General features: G+C 71.2%; 20 protein-coding genes. 15 read left to right on the top strand and 5 right to left on the bottom strand.

Translation table 11 applies throughout. The features are described from left to right. The first annotated feature begins 18 nt into the window (after positions 1-18). The 5 genes from EYW40_RS07090 to EYW40_RS07075 all read left to right on the top strand — a co-directional run bounded on the left by EYW40_RS07090 (position 19) and on the right by EYW40_RS07075 (position 3,513). Positions 19-453 (top strand): Ig-like domain-containing protein, encoded by a 435-nt coding sequence (locus EYW40_RS07090; protein ID WP_135820927.1) that lies wholly within the window; start codon positions 19-21, stop codon positions 451-453. A 74-nt stretch (positions 454-527) separates the two neighbouring features. Beyond that, positions 528-692 (top strand): hypothetical protein, encoded by a 165-nt coding sequence (locus tag EYW40_RS19555; protein WP_161973174.1) that lies wholly within the window; start codon positions 528-530, stop codon positions 690-692. Positions 693-793: 101 nt separating this feature from the next. Continuing rightward, complete coding sequence (gene folP, locus EYW40_RS07085; RefSeq protein WP_135820926.1) at positions 794-1,933, top strand: dihydropteroate synthase; 1,140 nt, start codon at positions 794-796, stop codon at positions 1,931-1,933. A gap of 134 nt (positions 1,934-2,067) precedes the next feature. Continuing rightward, entirely contained in the window at positions 2,068-2,754 is a 687-nt protein-coding gene (locus tag EYW40_RS07080) for a 6-hydroxymethylpterin diphosphokinase MptE-like protein (RefSeq protein WP_135820925.1), read from the top strand. Positions 2,755-2,823: 69 nt separating this feature from the next. Next, positions 2,824-3,513 carry a hypothetical protein gene (locus EYW40_RS07075; RefSeq protein WP_135820924.1) on the top strand — a complete coding sequence of 230 codons (690 nt, stop codon included), beginning with the start codon at positions 2,824-2,826 and terminating at the stop codon, positions 3,511-3,513. Positions 3,514-3,545: 32 nt separating this feature from the next. Here the strand turns inward: EYW40_RS07075 and EYW40_RS07070 are convergent, their stop codons facing one another. Both EYW40_RS07070 and EYW40_RS07065 read right to left on the bottom strand, forming a co-directional pair. Beyond that, the gene (locus EYW40_RS07070) at positions 3,546-4,520 is read right to left on the bottom strand and encodes a quinone oxidoreductase family protein (protein ID WP_135820923.1); all 975 of its coding nucleotides are present in this window, start codon (positions 4,518-4,520) and stop codon (positions 3,546-3,548) included. A gap of 82 nt (positions 4,521-4,602) precedes the next feature. After that, positions 4,603-5,325, bottom strand: a complete 723-nt coding sequence (locus tag EYW40_RS07065) for a TraB/GumN family protein (RefSeq protein WP_135820922.1) — start codon at positions 5,323-5,325, stop codon at positions 4,603-4,605. Positions 5,326-5,580: 255 nt separating this feature from the next. Here EYW40_RS07065 and EYW40_RS07060 point away from each other — a divergent pair, with 255 nt between their 5' ends. After that, positions 5,581-5,823, top strand: a complete 243-nt coding sequence (locus tag EYW40_RS07060; RefSeq protein WP_135820921.1) for a PRC-barrel domain containing protein — start codon at positions 5,581-5,583, stop codon at positions 5,821-5,823. 17 nt (positions 5,824-5,840) lie between these two features. On the opposite strand, the gene EYW40_RS07055 is transcribed toward EYW40_RS07060, so the two are convergent. Together EYW40_RS07055 and EYW40_RS07050 are read right to left on the bottom strand one after the other, a co-directional pair. Then, positions 5,841-6,845: a TIGR04024 family LLM class F420-dependent oxidoreductase gene (locus tag EYW40_RS07055; protein WP_135820920.1), complete on the bottom strand. Its 1,005-nt coding sequence runs from the start codon at positions 6,843-6,845 to the stop codon at positions 5,841-5,843. After that, positions 6,842-7,618 (bottom strand): SDR family NAD(P)-dependent oxidoreductase, encoded by a 777-nt coding sequence (locus tag EYW40_RS07050; RefSeq protein WP_135820919.1) that lies wholly within the window; start codon positions 7,616-7,618, stop codon positions 6,842-6,844. Before EYW40_RS07050 ends, EYW40_RS07055 begins: the two co-directional genes overlap by 4 nt. Before the next feature lie 125 nt (positions 7,619-7,743). Here EYW40_RS07050 and EYW40_RS07045 point away from each other — a divergent pair, with 125 nt between their 5' ends. From EYW40_RS07045 to EYW40_RS07015, 7 genes are all read left to right on the top strand, one after another. Next, entirely contained in the window at positions 7,744-8,805 is a 1,062-nt protein-coding gene (locus EYW40_RS07045) for a phosphotransferase family protein (protein ID WP_135820918.1), read from the top strand. A gap of 73 nt (positions 8,806-8,878) precedes the next feature. After that, complete coding sequence (locus EYW40_RS07040) at positions 8,879-10,294, top strand: cryptochrome/photolyase family protein (RefSeq protein WP_135820917.1); 1,416 nt, start codon at positions 8,879-8,881, stop codon at positions 10,292-10,294. Between the two features lie 74 nt (positions 10,295-10,368). Continuing rightward, positions 10,369-11,019: a hypothetical protein gene (locus tag EYW40_RS07035; protein ID WP_135820916.1), complete on the top strand. Its 651-nt coding sequence runs from the start codon at positions 10,369-10,371 to the stop codon at positions 11,017-11,019. Between the two features lie 122 nt (positions 11,020-11,141). Next, positions 11,142-11,744, top strand: a complete 603-nt coding sequence (gene sod / locus EYW40_RS07030) for a superoxide dismutase (RefSeq protein ID WP_135820915.1) — start codon at positions 11,142-11,144, stop codon at positions 11,742-11,744. 309 nt (positions 11,745-12,053) lie between these two features. Continuing rightward, complete coding sequence (locus EYW40_RS07025; protein ID WP_135820914.1) at positions 12,054-12,317, top strand: DUF5827 family protein; 264 nt, start codon at positions 12,054-12,056, stop codon at positions 12,315-12,317. Beyond that, positions 12,314-13,132 (top strand): ATPase, encoded by an 819-nt coding sequence (locus EYW40_RS07020; protein ID WP_135820913.1) that lies wholly within the window; start codon positions 12,314-12,316, stop codon positions 13,130-13,132. The genes EYW40_RS07025 and EYW40_RS07020 overlap by 4 nt, the downstream gene beginning before the upstream one ends. A 116-nt stretch (positions 13,133-13,248) precedes the next feature. After that, positions 13,249-13,548: a DdfA family disk-determining factor gene (locus EYW40_RS07015; RefSeq protein WP_135820912.1), complete on the top strand. Its 300-nt coding sequence runs from the start codon at positions 13,249-13,251 to the stop codon at positions 13,546-13,548. Between the two features lie 46 nt (positions 13,549-13,594). On the opposite strand, the gene EYW40_RS07010 is transcribed toward EYW40_RS07015, so the two are convergent. Beyond that, on the bottom strand, positions 13,595-14,176 hold the full coding sequence (locus EYW40_RS07010; RefSeq protein ID WP_135820911.1) for an MBL fold metallo-hydrolase: 582 nt from the start codon (positions 14,174-14,176) through the stop codon (positions 13,595-13,597). Between the two features lie 135 nt (positions 14,177-14,311). On the opposite strand from EYW40_RS07010, the gene thyX reads away from it, so the two are divergent. Both thyX and EYW40_RS07000 read left to right on the top strand, forming a co-directional pair. Further along, a complete protein-coding gene (thyX, locus tag EYW40_RS07005; RefSeq protein ID WP_135820910.1) occupies positions 14,312-15,055 on the top strand; it encodes an FAD-dependent thymidylate synthase in 744 nt (247 codons plus the stop codon). Between the two features lie 102 nt (positions 15,056-15,157). Continuing rightward, positions 15,158-16,411, top strand: coding sequence for a helix-turn-helix transcriptional regulator (locus EYW40_RS07000; RefSeq protein ID WP_135820909.1), 1,254 nt, complete (start codon positions 15,158-15,160; stop codon positions 16,409-16,411). The last annotated feature ends 98 nt before the right edge of the window (positions 16,412-16,509 follow it).

Here is a 16,509-nt window from a genome sequence, read left to right as displayed (position 1 = left end):
GCCCGGAACGTGTTTCACATGTCCTGGTCCCCCCAATCGACGCGACGGCGGCTCCTCTCCGCGCTGACAGTCACCGGTTCGATCGCTCTCTCCGGCTGTTCGGCAGTAACGGGGCTGTTCGGCGAGTCGGACGCGAAGAGCGGCCCCCACGGCGCGACGGACGTCGTCGCGGTGAACGTCGGCAGCGAGCGGAAACGCGTGTCGATGACCATCACGGACGCCGGGGACGGGTCCCGCCACACGGCCCGGACGCTCCAACTCGACCCCGCCGAGAGAGCCGACCCGGTGAACGACGGCAAGCTTCCGACGAACGGGGAGTACACGGTCGAGGCGGACGTCGAGGACGGGCCGCGGGAAACGTTCGAGTGGGACGACCCGGAACTGGCCCGCGCGCCGCTCTGGGTGCTCGTCGACGACAGCGAGAATGTCCGGTTCCTGTTGCAGGCGGGGTAGGCCGGTCCGCGACCGGTTCGGCGCTCGCCGGCCGTCGCGAAACAATCATTTGAACGCCGTCGATACCACCGTCCATGGGCCCCGAGCTCTGGATCGTACTCATGCTGTTCGTCGTGGTCACGGTCCCCGTGTTCGTCGGTGCGGTCGCCCTGGTCAACCGGCGGACGGGTCGAAGCAGGGACGACGAGATAGAGGAGCTGAAAGAGCGGGTGGACGAGCTCGAATCGAAGCTGGACTGACGCTCCCCGCGGGCGCTCGGTCCCGGGAGCCACGGGGGGACGGCCCGATGCCCGCCGCTCGGAACGTGTCCCTTTTGGTTCCGTGGTCCCCCGGAACTGGTATGCAGAACGTCGACGCCGCCGGGCTGGGGATCGGCGACGACCACCCGCCCCGGATCATGGGCGTGCTGAACGTCAGCGAGGAGTCGCCGTACGACCCCTCGGTGTACGACGACCCGGGGGAGGCGGCTGCCTACGTCGACGAGGAGCTGATCGGCGAGGGCGCGGACATCGTCGACGTCGGGCTGGAGTCGGCCAACAAGCGCTTCGAGGTGCTGTCGGCCGAGGAGGAACTGGACCGGCTCGACACGGCCGTCGAGGCGATGGAGAGCACGAGCGGCGACGCCGTCTTCTCCATCGAGACGCGCTACGCCGAGGTGGCCGACGCGGCGCTGTCGCGCGGGTTCGACATGGTCAACGACATCTGTGGCTTCGCCGACCCGGAGATGCCCGCGGTCTGTGCGGACCACGACGTCGCGGTCGCCAAGATGGCGAGCCCGCCGGACCTCGAACGCCCGGGCGCGGTCGAGGAGGTCGACGACATCTACGACGCGCTGACGCGCAACGGCCTCACCGACAAGACCATCGTCGACCCCGCGTTCGGCGGGTGGAGCGAGGCCAAGACCCTCGAACACGACCGCGAGACGCTCCGCCGCCTGCGGGAGTTCCGCGGGCTGGACCGCCCGATCCTCGTCTCGATCAACCGCAAGAACTTCCTCCGGGAGGTCGCCGGGCGCTCGACCGAGGAAGCGCTCCCCGTCAGCCTCGCAGCCACGTCGATAGCCGTCGAGCGCGGCGCACACGTCGTCCGGACCCACGACGTGGCCGAGACGCGCGACGCGGCGCTCGTCGGCGCGGAGTTCGCCCGGGACCGGCTCCGGGGCGGCGACGACGTGACCGTCGAGGAACTCGACGTGACGGCGGTCGGCGAGGCGCGGCGACACGTCGAACGGCTCGGCGGCGACGCGGACGCCGCCGCGGACTGCGTGACCCGGGTGTTCGAACTCGACGGGCTGGCAGAACCCACGGCGACGGCGCTGGCGTCGGCGGCGGCCGAGCGGGGCGCGACGGTCGTCCGGGGGCGCGGGAGCGCGCTCCTGGCCGGCACGCCGACCGAAATCGCCGGCGTCGCGGCCGCTGTCGCCGAACGTGAGCCCACGTTCCGGCCGACCGAGCGACTCCTTCGCGAGGCCCTCACCTAAGAGAAAACTTATACCGGATGGCTGTGAAGGCCCGCGTGGTAGCCGGAAGGGCATCCGGGTAGGGGTACTTGGAACGCCACTCCGGCTCACGAAATCAAGCGGTTCTCACCGACCTACGTACACCAGCAACAGCTATGGACTTCGACGAGTGGCTCCCCGTCTACGAGGCGATCCTCGCCGACTTCGGCTTCGCACGGGCGGCCGACGAACGCGCGCGCGACGAACTGGCCGAACTGGCGACGCCGTTCGACGCCGGCCGACTGCCGCGGTTCGAGGGCGCGACGGTCGCCGTCGCCGGCGCGGGACCGTCCCTGTCGGACGAACTCGCGGTCGCCCGCGACGCGGACGTGGTCGTCGCCGCCTCGACGGCCGCGGACACCCTCGCCGAGCGCGGCGTCGGCGTCGACCTGATGACCACGGACCTGGACAAGAACGTCGACACCGCCGTCGCCCTCTCGGAGCGGGGCGTCCCCGTCGCGGTCCACGCCCACGGCGACAACGTGCCCGCCGTGCGGTCGGCCGTCCCCGAGTTCGACCCCGACTACCTGTTGCCGACGACGCAGGCCGCGCCCGCCGGCCCGGTCCGGAACTTCGGCGGGTTCACGGACGGCGACCGCGGCGCGTTCCTCGCGGACCACTTCGGGGCCGCCGACCTCCGGTTCCCCGGCTGGGACTTCGACGACCCCGCCGTGGACGACCTGAAGGCCCGCAAACTCGACTGGGCCGAACGGCTCCTGTACTGGCTGGAGCGCCGCCGCGGCGAGCGCTTCGCGGTGCTCGACGGGCGGCGGGACGGCCTCGTCCACGCGCCGGACGCGTAGGCGGACGGGGCCGCCGCGGGCGTCGCTCCGCGGGATTTATGTGCGTTCCCTGACCACTCAGTCGGACGTATGCCCTCCACAGCCGCCGAACCCTCCGAACCCCGCGAAGGCGGGACGATGAACTCGCCGGACAGGACGCTCGACTGGGTCCTCTCCGTCCTGCTCGTGTTGCAGGGCCTGTTGCTCGTCGTCGTCGGGGTCGCCGTCCGCCGCTTTGCCTCCCCGGAGCGTAGCCGCGAGATCGTCGCCGAGATGGAGGTCAAATCGACGGTGATCCCCGAGGTCGACCTCGTCGAGACGGTCACCCAACTGCTGACGTGGACCGGCGTCGGCACGGCCGCCGCCGGCGCGCTGTTGCTCGCGCTCGGCGCGGCGTTCCCCTTCTACCGGGGTCGTCTCCGGCGGCGGACGGGCGAGGCCGCGCCGCCGGTCGACGACCCGACTGCCTTCGTCGCCGGCGCGGCGGCGTCCGGCCTCACCGGGTCGGTCCCGCTCGGCCCGGCGGTCGTCGGCGGGGCGCTCGGCTACTACTGCGGCGCGGACCGCTCGGACGGCCTCAGGCTCGGCCTCATCGGGGGCCTCGGCGTCGCGGCGCCAACCGTCGTGCTCGTCGCCTTCCCGACCGCGGCGACCGCGACCGGGCCGGCGGCCCCCGTCGCGGCGGTACTGGCCGTCGCGGCGTTCGTGGCCGCCCTCTACGCGGTCTTGGTGAGCGCGCTCGGCGGGGTCCTGGGCGTCGTGATCGCCGAGTGGGACTGAGAACGGACGCTGTGACGCGGCCCCGGTGGCCGCTACTCCGGCGTCAGGACGACCTTCCCCGTCGACCCGCGGTTCTCGATGAACTCGTGGGCCTCGGCGGCGTCGGCAAGCGGGAACGTCTCGCCGACGATCACCTCCAGTTCGCCCGCCTGCAGCCCCTGCTGAAGGTCGGGGACGGCCTTGAGCACGCGGTTCGGGTCGGTCGCCATCGCGCGTCCGAGGTGGTAGCCGATGACGGACTTGTTGCCGAAGAGGAGCGTCCCGGTGTCGACCTCGCCGGGGCGGCCGCTGGCCGCGCCGTAGGCGACGATGCGCCCGAACTGCGGGATGGCGTCGAGGCTGTCGCCGAACGTGTCGCCGCCGACGCCGTCCAGCACGAGGTCGACGCCCTCGCCGTCGGTGAGTTCGTCGACGCGCTCGACGAAGTCCTCCTCGACGTAGTTGATCGGGTGGTCGCAGCCGAGTTCCGCCGCCAGGTCGAGTTTCTCCCGGCTGCTCGCGGTGCCGAACACCTCCGCGCCGGCCCGCGAGGCGAGCTGGACCGCGGCGGTGCCGACGCCACCCGCGGCGGCATGGATCAGCACGCGCTCGCCTTCTTCGAGGCCGCCCCACTCGAACAGGCAGCCGTGGGCGGTGAGGAACTGCACGGGAAAGCCCGCGGCCTCCGCGAACGACATGCCCTCGGGGATCGGGAACACCGACGCCGGGTCGGTCGTGACGTAGTCGGCGTACGCCCCGCCGTTCGTCATGGCGACGACGCGGTCGCCCTCGTCCAGCCCGACGCCCTCGCCGACGGCGTCGACGGTTCCGGCGGCCTCCATCCCCGGGACGTACGGCGGCTCCGGGCCGCCCTGGTAGTGGCCGCGGCGCTGCATCACGTCGGCGAAGTTGATCCCCGCGGCCTCGACGGCGATCCGGACCTCGCCCGCGCCGGGCTCGGGCGTCTCCCGATCGACGACGGCCAGCGCGTCGCTCGTGCCGAACTCCTGAACCTCGATGGCCTGCATGGGTACGGCGTACGGCCGAACGCCGGAAAAAGGTGCGTGAACGGCCGAAAACACCGGTTCCGTTTCACGCGCTTCCGCGGGGTCAGGAGAGCTCCGCGGCGACGCCCTCCAGGTGGTCGATGCCGACCACCGCGAGCGCGTCGCCCTCCCGCCGCAGGTCGGAAAGCTTCGCGGCCATGCACGCCTCGCGGGTGGCGTCCCGCAGGTGGACCGGTTCGGGCGGTTCGAACGCCCGCGTGAGCGAGAGGCTCCGGGTCGCCTGGCGCCGCTCGTCGGCCGCCTGCGCGTCGGGCGCGTCCCGGCGCGTGCAGTCGTGTTCTATCGGCTCGTCCAGTTCGACGGTCCGCCCGGTCAGGCGGGCGAGGGCCGCGCCGGCCCGGCAGGTCAGCGCGTGGCGGGTGACGCCGGCGACGCCGCGGAGGACGCGGGCCACCGTGCCGGGCGCGGGCCGCTCGTCGCGGATCCGCGCCGCGAGGCGGCGGAGGAAGGCGACGCTCGGCGCGTCGATGCCGACGACGTCGCAGTCCGCGGCGTCGACCGCCGCGCTCATCTCGCCGCCGTACTCCGGAGGGTCGTCCGCCTCGGCGTCCGTGGCGTACGCCTCGAACAGCGGGAGCGCGAGCGGCGACAGTTCGAGCGCGACGGTGTCGGGGTCGCGCTCGGCGATCAGCGACCGGACGCGGTGGACGCTGGCGGGGTGGTCGTGGACGACGCCGACGAGCGTCACGTCGTCGTCGGGGCCGTCGCCGGGGAGGGTCCGCACGTACTCGTCGTGGAGGCGGGGGTCGTCGCGGGGCGGAACCATTCGCTATCTCCCCCTACGCGTGGAGACGCATAACGGTTGCTTTCCGGCGGGGTAATCGAGGTTTCGACAGGTCAGTCGGAGCGACCGCCCCCGCCCCGGGATCGGCGGGGGGAAGAAGGAGGCGATTACCGGCAGTTCGCGGGCGGAAAGCCCGGATTACCGGAGCGCCCGCGGCGCGAAACGCCGGCCTGCCGACCGCAACTGCCGGAACGATAGCCCTCGCTTATTGGGTCGCCCGTCCCGGATACAGTCGCTATGCGCAGCAACATCACGGACGACGACGAGGGCAAGCCCGTAGTCAACGCCGACGGCGACACGGTCGGAATGGTGAAAGACGTCAGCACGGGGACAGCACACGTCGACCCGGACCCGGGGATGACGGACAAGATCAAATCGAAACTCGGCTGGGGCGACATGGACGAGGACACGTACCCGCTGCAGGAGGCGAACGTCGACGCGGTCACGGACGACGAGATCCGACTGAAGCGGGACCTGTAAGCCGGACCGACCCGCAGCTACTTCTCCGGCGCGAGCGCCTCCAGCGTCTCGCGCGCTTCGTCGACAGTCGCGCCGCGCGGGAAGCCGACCGCGATGGCGTCGACGCCGTCTATCGACTCGAACTTCGCCAGCCGTTCGCGGGCCTCCTCGGGCGTGCCGACCGCCGCGAGGTCGTCGATCAGTTCCTCGTCGAGCAGTTCGTTGGCGCGCTCGCGGTCGCCGCTGGCCCACGCGGCCGCCACCTCGTTGGCGACCTCCTCGTGGCCCTGCCGGGCGAGCGAGTCGCGGTAGTACGTGCCCATCCCGCCGACGTAGAACGCGCAGTGCTGGAGGCCCAGTTGCCGGGCGCGCTCGCCGTCCGCCAGCGCGCAGGCGGTCAGCGACAGCGTGACGCGGACGTCGTCGGGGTCGCGGCCGCCGAGTTCGGCCCCGCGGCGCAGGTCCTCTAACCGCTCGCGGATGCCGTCGGGGGTAAACACCGTCGCGTGCCACCCGTCTGCGAAGCGGCCACAGAGTTCGACGGCCTTCGGCCCCATCCCGGCGGCGTCGATCGGCGGCGCGGGGTCGGGCGGGTCCGACCGGAGGCGGAAGCCCGCGAGGTTGAAGATGTCGCCGTCGTAGTTCAGTTCCTCGCCGGCGAGCACCTTCCGCATGATATCGACGTACTCGCGGGTGCGCCGGAGCGGGCGCTCGAAGTCGACGCCGTGCCACCCCTCGATGACGGCGGGGCCGCTCGGGCCGATGCCGAGGCGGAGGCGGCCGTCCGACACCTCCTGCAGCGTCGCCGCGGTCTGGCCCATCAGGGCCGGCGAGCGGGAGTAGACGTTGAGGATGCTCGGCCCGATGCCGATTTCGTCGGTGCCGTGGGCGATGCTGGTCAGCGCGGTGACGGCGTCCCGGCCCCACGTCTCCGGGAGCCACGCGCGCTCGTAGCCGAGGTCCTCGGCCCGACTGGAGAGGTCGACGAGCGTGTCGACGCTGGGCTGTGCGGCGACGGGCAGGTGGACGGTTCGGTCGGTCATACGTCGGGGTTCTCCATGATGTCCGGCAGGCCGGCCGGGGTGATCGTCTGCCCGACCACGTAGGACGCGGCGGGGCTGGCGAGGAACTGCGCGACGTCGGCTATCTCCTCGCTGGTGCCGATGCGGCGCTCGACCTCCTCGCGGTCGATGTCGTCGGCGCTGACGCCCATCTGGCTCTCGACGCCGGGCGTGGCGACGAAGCCGGGCGAGATGCAGTTGACGCGGACGCCGTCGCCCGCCCACTCGTGGGCCAGCGTCGTCGTGAGGTTGATCACGCCGGCCTTCGCCGCGGCGTAGTGGCTCATGTACGGCGCGCCCTGCTCGCCGGCGACGCTGGCGAGGTTGACGACGCTGCCGCCGCCGTCCTTCAGGTGCTCGCCCGCGACCTGCGTGCAGTGGTAGGTGCCCGTCAGGTTGATGTCGACGATGGTCCCCCAGCCGTTCGGGGAGATGTCGTCGAAGTTCGCCATGAAGCTCGCGCCGGCGTTGTTCACCAGCACGTCCAGCCCGCCGAACTCCTCGACGGTTGCTTCGACCAGCGCCTCGACGGCGTCGCGGTCGGTCACGTCGCACTCGACGGCCAGCGCGTCGCCCGGCCGGTCGCTGTCCTCGATCCCGTCGGCGACCGGCTCGACGTTGTCGATGTCGCGCGAGCAGACGACGACGTCGACGCCGTCGGCGGCGAAGCGCTCGGCGATCCGCTTGCCGATGCCGCTGGACGCGCCCGTCACCACCGCCGTCTCGCCGTCGACGTGGAACTGTTCGACCGTCACGCCTGCCCCTCCGTGCGTGCCATTGTCACGATTTTATACACAGTCAACGCCCATAAAGTTGTACGGTCCCCTGAAACGGACATCGCGCCGGAAGTTTATTCGGCACCCCAGCCGTGTGGTGCCACATGGCGGACGACTACTACGAGCGGCTCGTCGACGAGGACGCGCTCCGGGCCTACCTCGAATCGGAGCTCGGCCCGGCCGACGGGTTCGACGTCCAGCGCCACCGCGAGGGCCACTCCAACGAGACGCTGTTTCTCCGCTGGGGCGACCGCGACCTGGTCGTCCGGCGGCCGCCGCCGGGCGAGACGGCCGACAAGGCCCACGACGTGCTCCGCGAGTACCGCGTCGTCGACGCGCTGCAGGGCGGCCCGGTGCCGGTGCCCACCACCGTGCTCGCCTGCGAGGACGAGGGCGTGATCGGCGACGAGTTCTACCTGATGGAGCGGGTCGCGGGCGACGTGATCCGCGAGGCGGAGCCCGAGCGCTTCGCGGCGCCCGACCGGCGGCGACGCCTCGGCGAGGAACTGGTCGACGGCCTCGCGGCGATCCACGGCGTCGACTACGAGGCGGTCGGCCTCGGCGAGTTCGGCCACCCGGAGGGCTTTGCCGAGCGGCAGGTGCGGCGCTGGTCCGAACAGCTCACCTGGGCGTTCTCGAAGACGGCCGACGAGCGCGAGGTGCCCGTGCTGTACGACGTGATGGAGTGGCTCACGGACAACGCGCCGGAGGACCACCCGCACACGCTGGTCCACGGCGACTACAAGCTCGACAACGTGATGTTCGCCCCCGGCGACGAGCCGGAACTCGTCGGCGTGTTCGACTGGGAGATGAGCACGCTCGGCGACCCGCTGACGGATCTGGGCTGGATGCTGTCGGTGTGGCGCGACCCGAAAGACCCCGAGCCGCCGGCGTCGAACATGGTGACCCGCGTGATGGAGGCGGATGGCTACCCCACCCGGCGGGACCTCGTGGAGCGCTACGAGGCGGCGACCGGCATCGAGTACGAGAACGACCGCTTCTACCGCGCGCTGGCGGTGTACAAGCTCGCGGCGCTGGGCGAGATGTTCTTCGCGCGCTATCTCGAGGGCGACGCCGACGACCCGCTGTACCCGAAGATGCGGGAGACGGTGCCCGGGCTGGGCGAGCGCGCCATGCGGATCGTCGAGGGCGACGAGCCGCTCTGAGCGTCCCCGTATCGAAACCGAGGGCCGGCGACGCTCCCGCCGGGCTTTTGCCGATACCGTCCTCAGGAGTGGTATGCGACTCCACTGGCACCGGCGGGACCTGCGCGTCGCCGACAACCGCGCGCTGTCGGAAGCGGCCGACGACGGCCCCGTCGTCCCGGTCTTCGTCTTCGACCCGGACGTGCTGGCCCACGGCTCGCCGCCGCGGGTCGCGTTCATGCTGGATGCCCTCGCCGCGCTCCGCGAATCGTACCGCGAGCGCGGGGGCGACCTGGTCGTCCGACGCGGCGACCCGCGCGAGGTCCTGCCCGACCTGGCGGCCGCCTGCGGCGCTGACGGCGTCACGTGGGCGAAGGACTACTCCGGGCTGGCCCGGGAGCGCGACGCCGCGGTCCGCCGGGCGCTGGACGACGCGGACGTGGCCCGCGAGAGTCATCACGACGCCGTCCACCACCCGCCCGGATCGATCACCACCAACGACGGTGACCCGTACTCGGTGTTCACCTACTTCGGCCGCAAGTGGCTGGACCGGGAGAAGGAGCCGCCGTACGACCCGCCGGCCGCCGCGGATCTGGCCGCCCCCGACGCCGTTGCCCCCGGGGACCTCCCGACGCTTTCCGACCTGGGGTTCGACGAGCCCGAAGCCGACGTGCCGCCGGCGGGCACCGAGCGCGCCCGGGACCTGCTCGACGCGTTCCTCGACGGGCCGATCTACGAGTACGAGCAACGCCGCGACTACCCCGCCGATGGGGCGACGTCGCGGCTGTCGGCCCACCTCAAGTGGGGAACGATAGGGGTCCGGGAGGTGTCGGCGGCGGTCGAGGATGCGATGGCCGCGGCGGAGTCGAAACCGGAGGCCGCGGCGGAGTCCGTCGAGGAGTTCCGGTCGCAACTCGCCTGGCGGGAGTTCTACGCGCACGTCCTCTTCTACAACCCGGAGGTGGTGCAGGAGAACTACAAGGAGTACGAGCGTGACATCGAGTGGCGCGACGACCCCGAGGCGCTGCGGGCGTGGAAGGACGGCGAAACGGGCTACCCGCTGGTCGACGCCGGGATGCGCCAGCTCCGCGCGGAGGGGTGGATGCACAACCGCGTGCGGATGGTCGTCGCCGCGTTCCTCACGAAGGACCTGCTGATCGACTGGCGCGAGGGGTACGACTGGTTCCGCGAGAAGCTCGTCGACCACGACACGGCAAACGACAACGGCGGCTGGCAGTGGGCGGCCTCGACCGGCACGGACGCCCAGCCGTACTTCCGGATCTTCAATCCGACGAGCCAGTGCGAGCGCTACGACCCGGACGGCGAGTACGTCCGGGAGTACGTCCCCGAACTGGCGAACGCGACGGCCGAGCAGATCCACGAGTGGCCCGACCTGTCGCTGACCGAGCGCGAGCGGACCGCGCCCGGCTACCCCGCGCCGATCGTCGACCACGGCGAGCGCCGGGAGGCCGCCATCGAGATGTTCGAGCGGGCGCGCGGCGACGACTGACCGCCCCCGGACACCTCACGCAGTCGGACAAAGTAGTTAGGTTGCCCGGTGTGGGAGGGCGGACGGGTGACACAATGCGCGACGAGAGCGGCAGCGAACGGCGGTCCGGGGTCGGGCGACGGGCGTTTCTCGCTGGAGCAGCCGGGGTCGTCGGGGGCGTCGGGGCCGTGGCGGGCGGGGCGGTCCCAGCCGCGGCCCAGGAGGCCCCCGCGACCCGGGAACTGGTACTGGAGGAGCAGGGCGAACCGTGGGCGGGGAACTACGAGGGACAGATCGTGATCGCGACCTACCGCCCCGACCGCGAGGGCAACCCCGCCGCGGTCGACAACTGCGAGGTGGACTGGTCGCCGACGGAGACGGAACTGTACAACGGCATCCTCGTCGACCGGCTCCGGCAGGAGCCACAGAAGCGGACGGTCGACCTGTACGCCGACGCCACCGAGGCGCGGATAGAGCGCGGGACGCCGTTACTGATCTCCCGGAAGTTCGACTGTGAGGGGGAGTACATCCACCTCACGGGCGAACAGATCCCGGAGGACGGGCTGGTCCGGAACGCGTCGGGACCGACGGTAGAGGGCACGCCGTCGGACGGCACCGAGACCGAAACCGAGGGCGGCGACACCGACACCGGGACCGGGCTGCCGGGGTTCGGCGCGCTCGTCGGGGCCGCGGGCGTCGCCGGCGGCCTGGCGGCCCGCGCGCTGAGCGGGGCCGACGAGCGGTAGAACCCGACGGCGGCCGAAGCGATCGTTTCACCTGCGTTACTTTAATTTCGTTTCGGAGACGGTGGCCGGTTCATGCAGGTTTAACTTGGCCCGCGAACAACAGATCAGTGGAGGAATTTACTATGGCAGACCACGAACTCCCGCCGCTCCCGTACGACTACGACGCGCTCGAACCGGCCATCAGCGAACAGGTGCTCACGTGGCATCACGACACCCACCACCAGGGGTACGTCAACGGCCTCAACTCGGCCGAGGAGACGCTGGCCGAGAACCGCGAGTCCGGCGACTACGGCTCCACGGCCGGCGCGCTCGGCAACGTAACCCACAACGGCAGCGGTCACTATCTCCACACGCTGTTCTGGGAGAACATGGCCCCCAACGGCGGGGGCGAACCCGAGGGCGACCTCCTCGACCGCATCGAGGAGGACTTCGGCTCCTACGAGGGCTGGAAGGGCGAGTTCGAGGCCGCCGCCGGCGCCGCGGGCGGCTGGGCGCTGCTGGTGTACGACCCCGTCGCCAAGCAGCTCCGCAACATCGCGGTCGACAAGCACGACCAGGGCGCGCTCTGGGGCGCACACCCCATCCTCGCGCTGGACGTCTGGGAACACTCCTACTACTACGACTACGGCCCGGACCGCGGCAGCTTCATCGACGGCTTCTTCGACGTGGTCGACTGGGATGCCGTCGCCGAGAACTACCACGACGTGGCCGAGCTGTTCGAGTGACTCCCGTCGCCTGACGACGAGCCGTTCACCATCGACGTTTTTTCGCCGCCGCGACGCCGACAGCGCCGCCGCCATCGCCTCGCGAGCGGTCCGGAGCGCTCCGTAGCTCTAAATATATTATTACCGACATCTTTTTCGGTCGGCACGTCCCACCCGTAACTGCGGACGCGGCGCGCTACCGTCGCCGCCCGCGCCCGACCCCGCAAGGCCCGTCGGATCGTCACCATCTGTCACCCGGGGGTGACCCGCCCCCACACCCTGCCTTTCGACACCGTGCGATTTACCCCCGCCTCCCGCGTAGCGGGTCGCATGCCCGTCCCGAAATCGGAGTTCGACGAACTCCACCCCTGTGACTTCTACACGGCGGAGGAACTGCTCGACGAGGACCGGATGTACACCGTCTACGAGATCGCACGCATGCTGCAGGAACTGGACCCCGACGCCGAGATAGACGTGGAGACCGAGGAGGTGCTGCTCGACTGGGCGATCCCGTGGATCGTGAACAACGCGGACGACCTCGTCGTCGCGGAGCCCCGCGACGAGGAGGAGCCGGGCTACTACGGCCTCGCATGAGGCACTTGGTCGTCGGGAGCGACCGCGTCGACGCCGGCAAGACGACGTTCTCGACCGGGCTGCTCGAACGCGTCGGCGGCGTCGGGTTCAAGCCCCGCGCCGGCAACGACTACTGGTTCGACCACGACGACGTCCGGCGGGCGGTCGCGGACGGCCGCCTCTACGGGAAGGACGCCCAGCGCCTCGCGGCGGCCAGCGCCGCCGACGTCGCGCCCGAGGCGATAAACCCCGTCCACCGCCTCTGGCGGCCCGCCCCGGGCGGCGGCACGGGGATCGTCGGCCGCGGCGACCGACAGTTCGTCGCGGACCGCCTGCGGATACCGGGGGGCGACGACGCGTTCGTGGTCGGCGGCGCGGCCGACGTCCCCGCGGGCGTCCGCGAGGCGCTCCCGCTGGACGGCGCGACGGTCGTCGACTCGGCGGCGGCGCTGGACGAGGTGACCCGCGAGCGGTACCTGCCGGCGCTGTCCCGCCTCGCCGAGCGCGTCCGGAACCGCGACCGCGCCGTGGTCGAGTCCTACGGCGACGTGGCGCGCCCGCTCCGGGACGTGACGTTCGACGCCGTCGTCGCGGTCGAACCGGGGCGCGCCCGGGTGTTCGACGGCGAGCGCTACGCCCGGGCCTGCGAGGTGGTCGGCGGCAGCGCCCGCGGCGGCCGGCTGGAGGAGTCGGTCGGCGACGTGACCGACGTGGTCGACCCGACTGCCACGGTCGCGCTGCCGGCGCTTTCCGACAGCGAGCGGACCGACCCGGCGGCGGTCGCGGACGCCTACGAGGTGGCGCTCGACGCGGCCGTCGCCGCGGCGCTCGACTGAGTTCGGGCCAACCGCCGGCGTCGGCGGCGCACGCCCGATATTACCCGTAACCGTACACGAAATAAACGAAGAACGGTTTCGTGTTTTTAAGTTTACCGCGGCCTGTCCCCGGTGTAATGGCACCCCGACAGGACGGAACCGAATCCGGAACCGACGCCCCGGGCGTCCACACCGTCCGGGTCGACCTGGACGCGGGCGGGTCGCCGAGCGACGCGGTCGTGACGGCCGTCGCCAGCGTGCGCGGCGAGGACCCGACCGCGCTCGACCCGCTCCACGAATCGATCGACGGCGACGCGCTCGACACCCTCTTCGCCGACGTATCGGACGACGCCGGCGGCTACGTCGAGTTCACGTACGCCGGATACGACGTGATCGTCAAGGGGGACGGTCGGGTCGTCGTCGCCGAGACCGAGTAACCGCGTCCGTCGGCGCGAACCGTCGCGACGAACGGCTCCGCAGCCGTTACGGCGTGTGTCGGGCCGCCTCCGACGCCAGTTCGACGTGGGAGTAGGCGTTGCGCGAGACGCTCGGCCCGTGGCCGACGTGGAGTTCCCCAAGGTCCCCGCTCACCCTGCTCTCGACGCGCTCGATGCTCTCTATCAGCGTCCCGCGGTCGCCCTCCTCCAAGTCCGTCCGGCCGAAGCTACCGTTCGGGAAGATCAGGTCGCCGGCGAAGAGGACGCCGGCGCCGGCCGAGTAAAAGCAGAGGTGGTCGTCCTTGTGGCCCGGCGTGTGGAGGGCGACGTACTCGTCGTCGCCGAGCGTCACTGTCCCCTCGTCGGCGATGGCGTGGTCCACCCCGTCCGCCTCGGGGTCGAACCCCCACACGTCGACGCCGAACGCCTCGACGACGTCCGGGAGGTTGCCGACGTGGTCGGGGTGGGTGTGGGTCAACACGAGGGCGTCGACGTCGTCGACGCGCTCCTCGACGCGCGAGACCACGTCGAAGTTCGCCCCCGCGTCGACCAGCACGGTCCGCTCGCCGTCGACGAGGAACGCGTTGCTGGTAAACGCCTGGACGCCCGCCGCGAGGTTGTGTATCATGGCCGGCGGTAGTCGCCCCCGTCGCTTGTGTCTTGCCGTCCGCGACGGCGTCGAGAACCGCCCGACTGCGTCGGGGCAGGGCGACGAAGGAAACCTTTTGTCGGCCGAGCGTGACTGGCAACGCAGTGACCCAGCATGGAAGTCGAACTGCTTGAGGCGACCGAGGACCCCGAGCGGCTCCTCTGTACGGCGGCGCGAAACGATTACATGGGGGAGTTCGTCGGCGACCTGTCGTTCGAGGAGGTCATGGCGACCACCGACGGCGACACGATGGAGGAGAAAAAGCGGACGCTCATCGGCCACCTGCTCGACCACGGCCACTTCGGCCCGTTCGAGCATCCGCAGGCGACGTTCGCGGTGAAGGGGATCAGCCGCTCCTGCATGGCCCAGATCACCCGTCACCGGCACGTGAGCTTCGACGTGCAGTCGATGCGCTACGTCTCGTTCGACGAAGTCGACCCCGCCGCGGTCGAGGACGGCGAGATGGTCGTCACGCCGCCCTCGGCGACTGACCCCGACTGGGTCGGCCGCAACCAGCAGGCCGGGCAGGTCGACGAGGGGACGGTCGAGCGCCGCGAGGAACTGTTCCGCGAGTCGGTCCGGCGCTCCGTCGAGGACTACCAGGAACTGCTCGAACTGGGCATGCCGCCGGAGGACGCCCGCTTCGTCCTCCCCATCGGGACGGAGGTGAACATGGTGATGTCGATGAACGCGCGGATGCTGATGCACGTCGCCGACATGCGCGCGGCCGCGGACGCCCAGTGGGAGATCCGCGAGATGACCGAGGAAGTGCTGGACCTGGCCGCCGACTGGTGTCCGATCACCTTCGAGCACTACGAGGAGCACATGAAGGGTCGGAAGAACCGTCTCGCGCCCTGACACGGACGCGTCGATCCCGGACCGACGGGAGCGGGCGCGTCGCGCCGGCGAGCGGTCGCCGGTCGCAAGGCATTTGACATCGCCCCGAATTTGCTTACACGAATGAACCGGGCGCACGGCGTCGGCGTCGCTCTCCTGGTCTGTCTCGCCGGCGTCCACGGGGTCGCCGCCGTCGGCGCGGCCGGGGTCGACGCCCCGGACCCAACCGCCGAACCGGGGGCGCTCGCCCCCGACCCGATGGGGGTCGACGCGCAGGGGTTCGATTACACCGAGTTCCGGGTCCAAGTAGCCAAGAACGGCTCGGCCCGGTGGACGTTTCACTACGAGCGCCGCCTGACGAACGAGTCCGAGCGCCGCGAGTTCCGGGCGTTCGCGTCCGAGTTCGAGGCAAACGAGACGGAACTGTACGCCGGCTTCCGCGAGCGCGCCCGAGCGCTCGCCGCGGCGGGCGAGAACGCGACCGACAGGACGATGCGCGCGAAGGCGTTCTCCCGGCGCGCGGAGGTCGACGAGGAACTCGGGACCGACACCAGCACCGGCGTCGTCGAAATGTCGTTCACGTGGACCGGATTTGCCGCGACCGACGGCGACCGCGTCGTCGTCGGCGACGTGTTCGATGGCGGCCTGTACGTCGGACCGGACCAGGCGCTCGTCCTCGTCGCCGGCGAGGGCCTCGCCTTCGCCGCCGTTTCCCCGGACGGCGAGCAGTCCGCCGGCACCCTCGCCGACAGCGACACCGTGACCTGGCGGGGCGAGCGGCGTTTCACCGACAACCGACCGCGCGCGGTGCTCGAACCGCCTGCGCTCGCGACGGAGACGACCACGGACGACGGGTCGACCTCGCCCGGCGACGGGACGGACGGCACGGGGACGACAGACGCCGGAGACCCCTCGGACGCGGGCGACGAGTCGTCGACCGACGGGCTGTTGCCGATGGTCGGCGTGGTGGTCCTGCTCGTCGCCGGCGTCGTCGCGGCCGTCGCGCTGGGCCGGGGGGACGCGCTGTTCGACCGCGGCGGGACGGACGTCGACGACGGTGACGGCGACGGCGGGACGCCCGGGGCCGCCGGCGACGCCGACGGAGGGACCGACGCGGCGGCCGAACCGGCGGTCGACGAGGCCGAGATGCTCTCCGACGAGGACCGCGTCGTCGCGCTGCTGGAGGAGAACGGCGGCCGGATGAAGCAGGTCAACATCGTCGAGGAGACCGAGTGGTCGAAGTCGAAGGTGAGCATGCTGCTCTCGGAGATGGACGAGGAGGGCACGATAAGCAAGCTCCGCGTCGGCCGCGAGAACATCATCAGCCTCGAGGGCAACGAACCGGCGGCGGCCGGTTCGCCGTTCGACGAGGAGTGATAGCGTTTGCGCTCACTGGTTGTCGGGGCTTGTACCGTATCGGCGAGCGTCGGCGCTTGGCGAGCGCGAACACTATGATACGGTGAACCGCCACACGG

Origin of the sequence: Halostella litorea, from assembly GCF_004785955.1 — an archaeon.
Lineage (GTDB): Archaea > Halobacteriota > Halobacteria > Halobacteriales > Natronoarchaeaceae > Halostella > Halostella litorea.
Note: the sequence above shows the minus strand (reverse complement) of the source record. Positions and strands in the feature narration are given on the sequence as shown.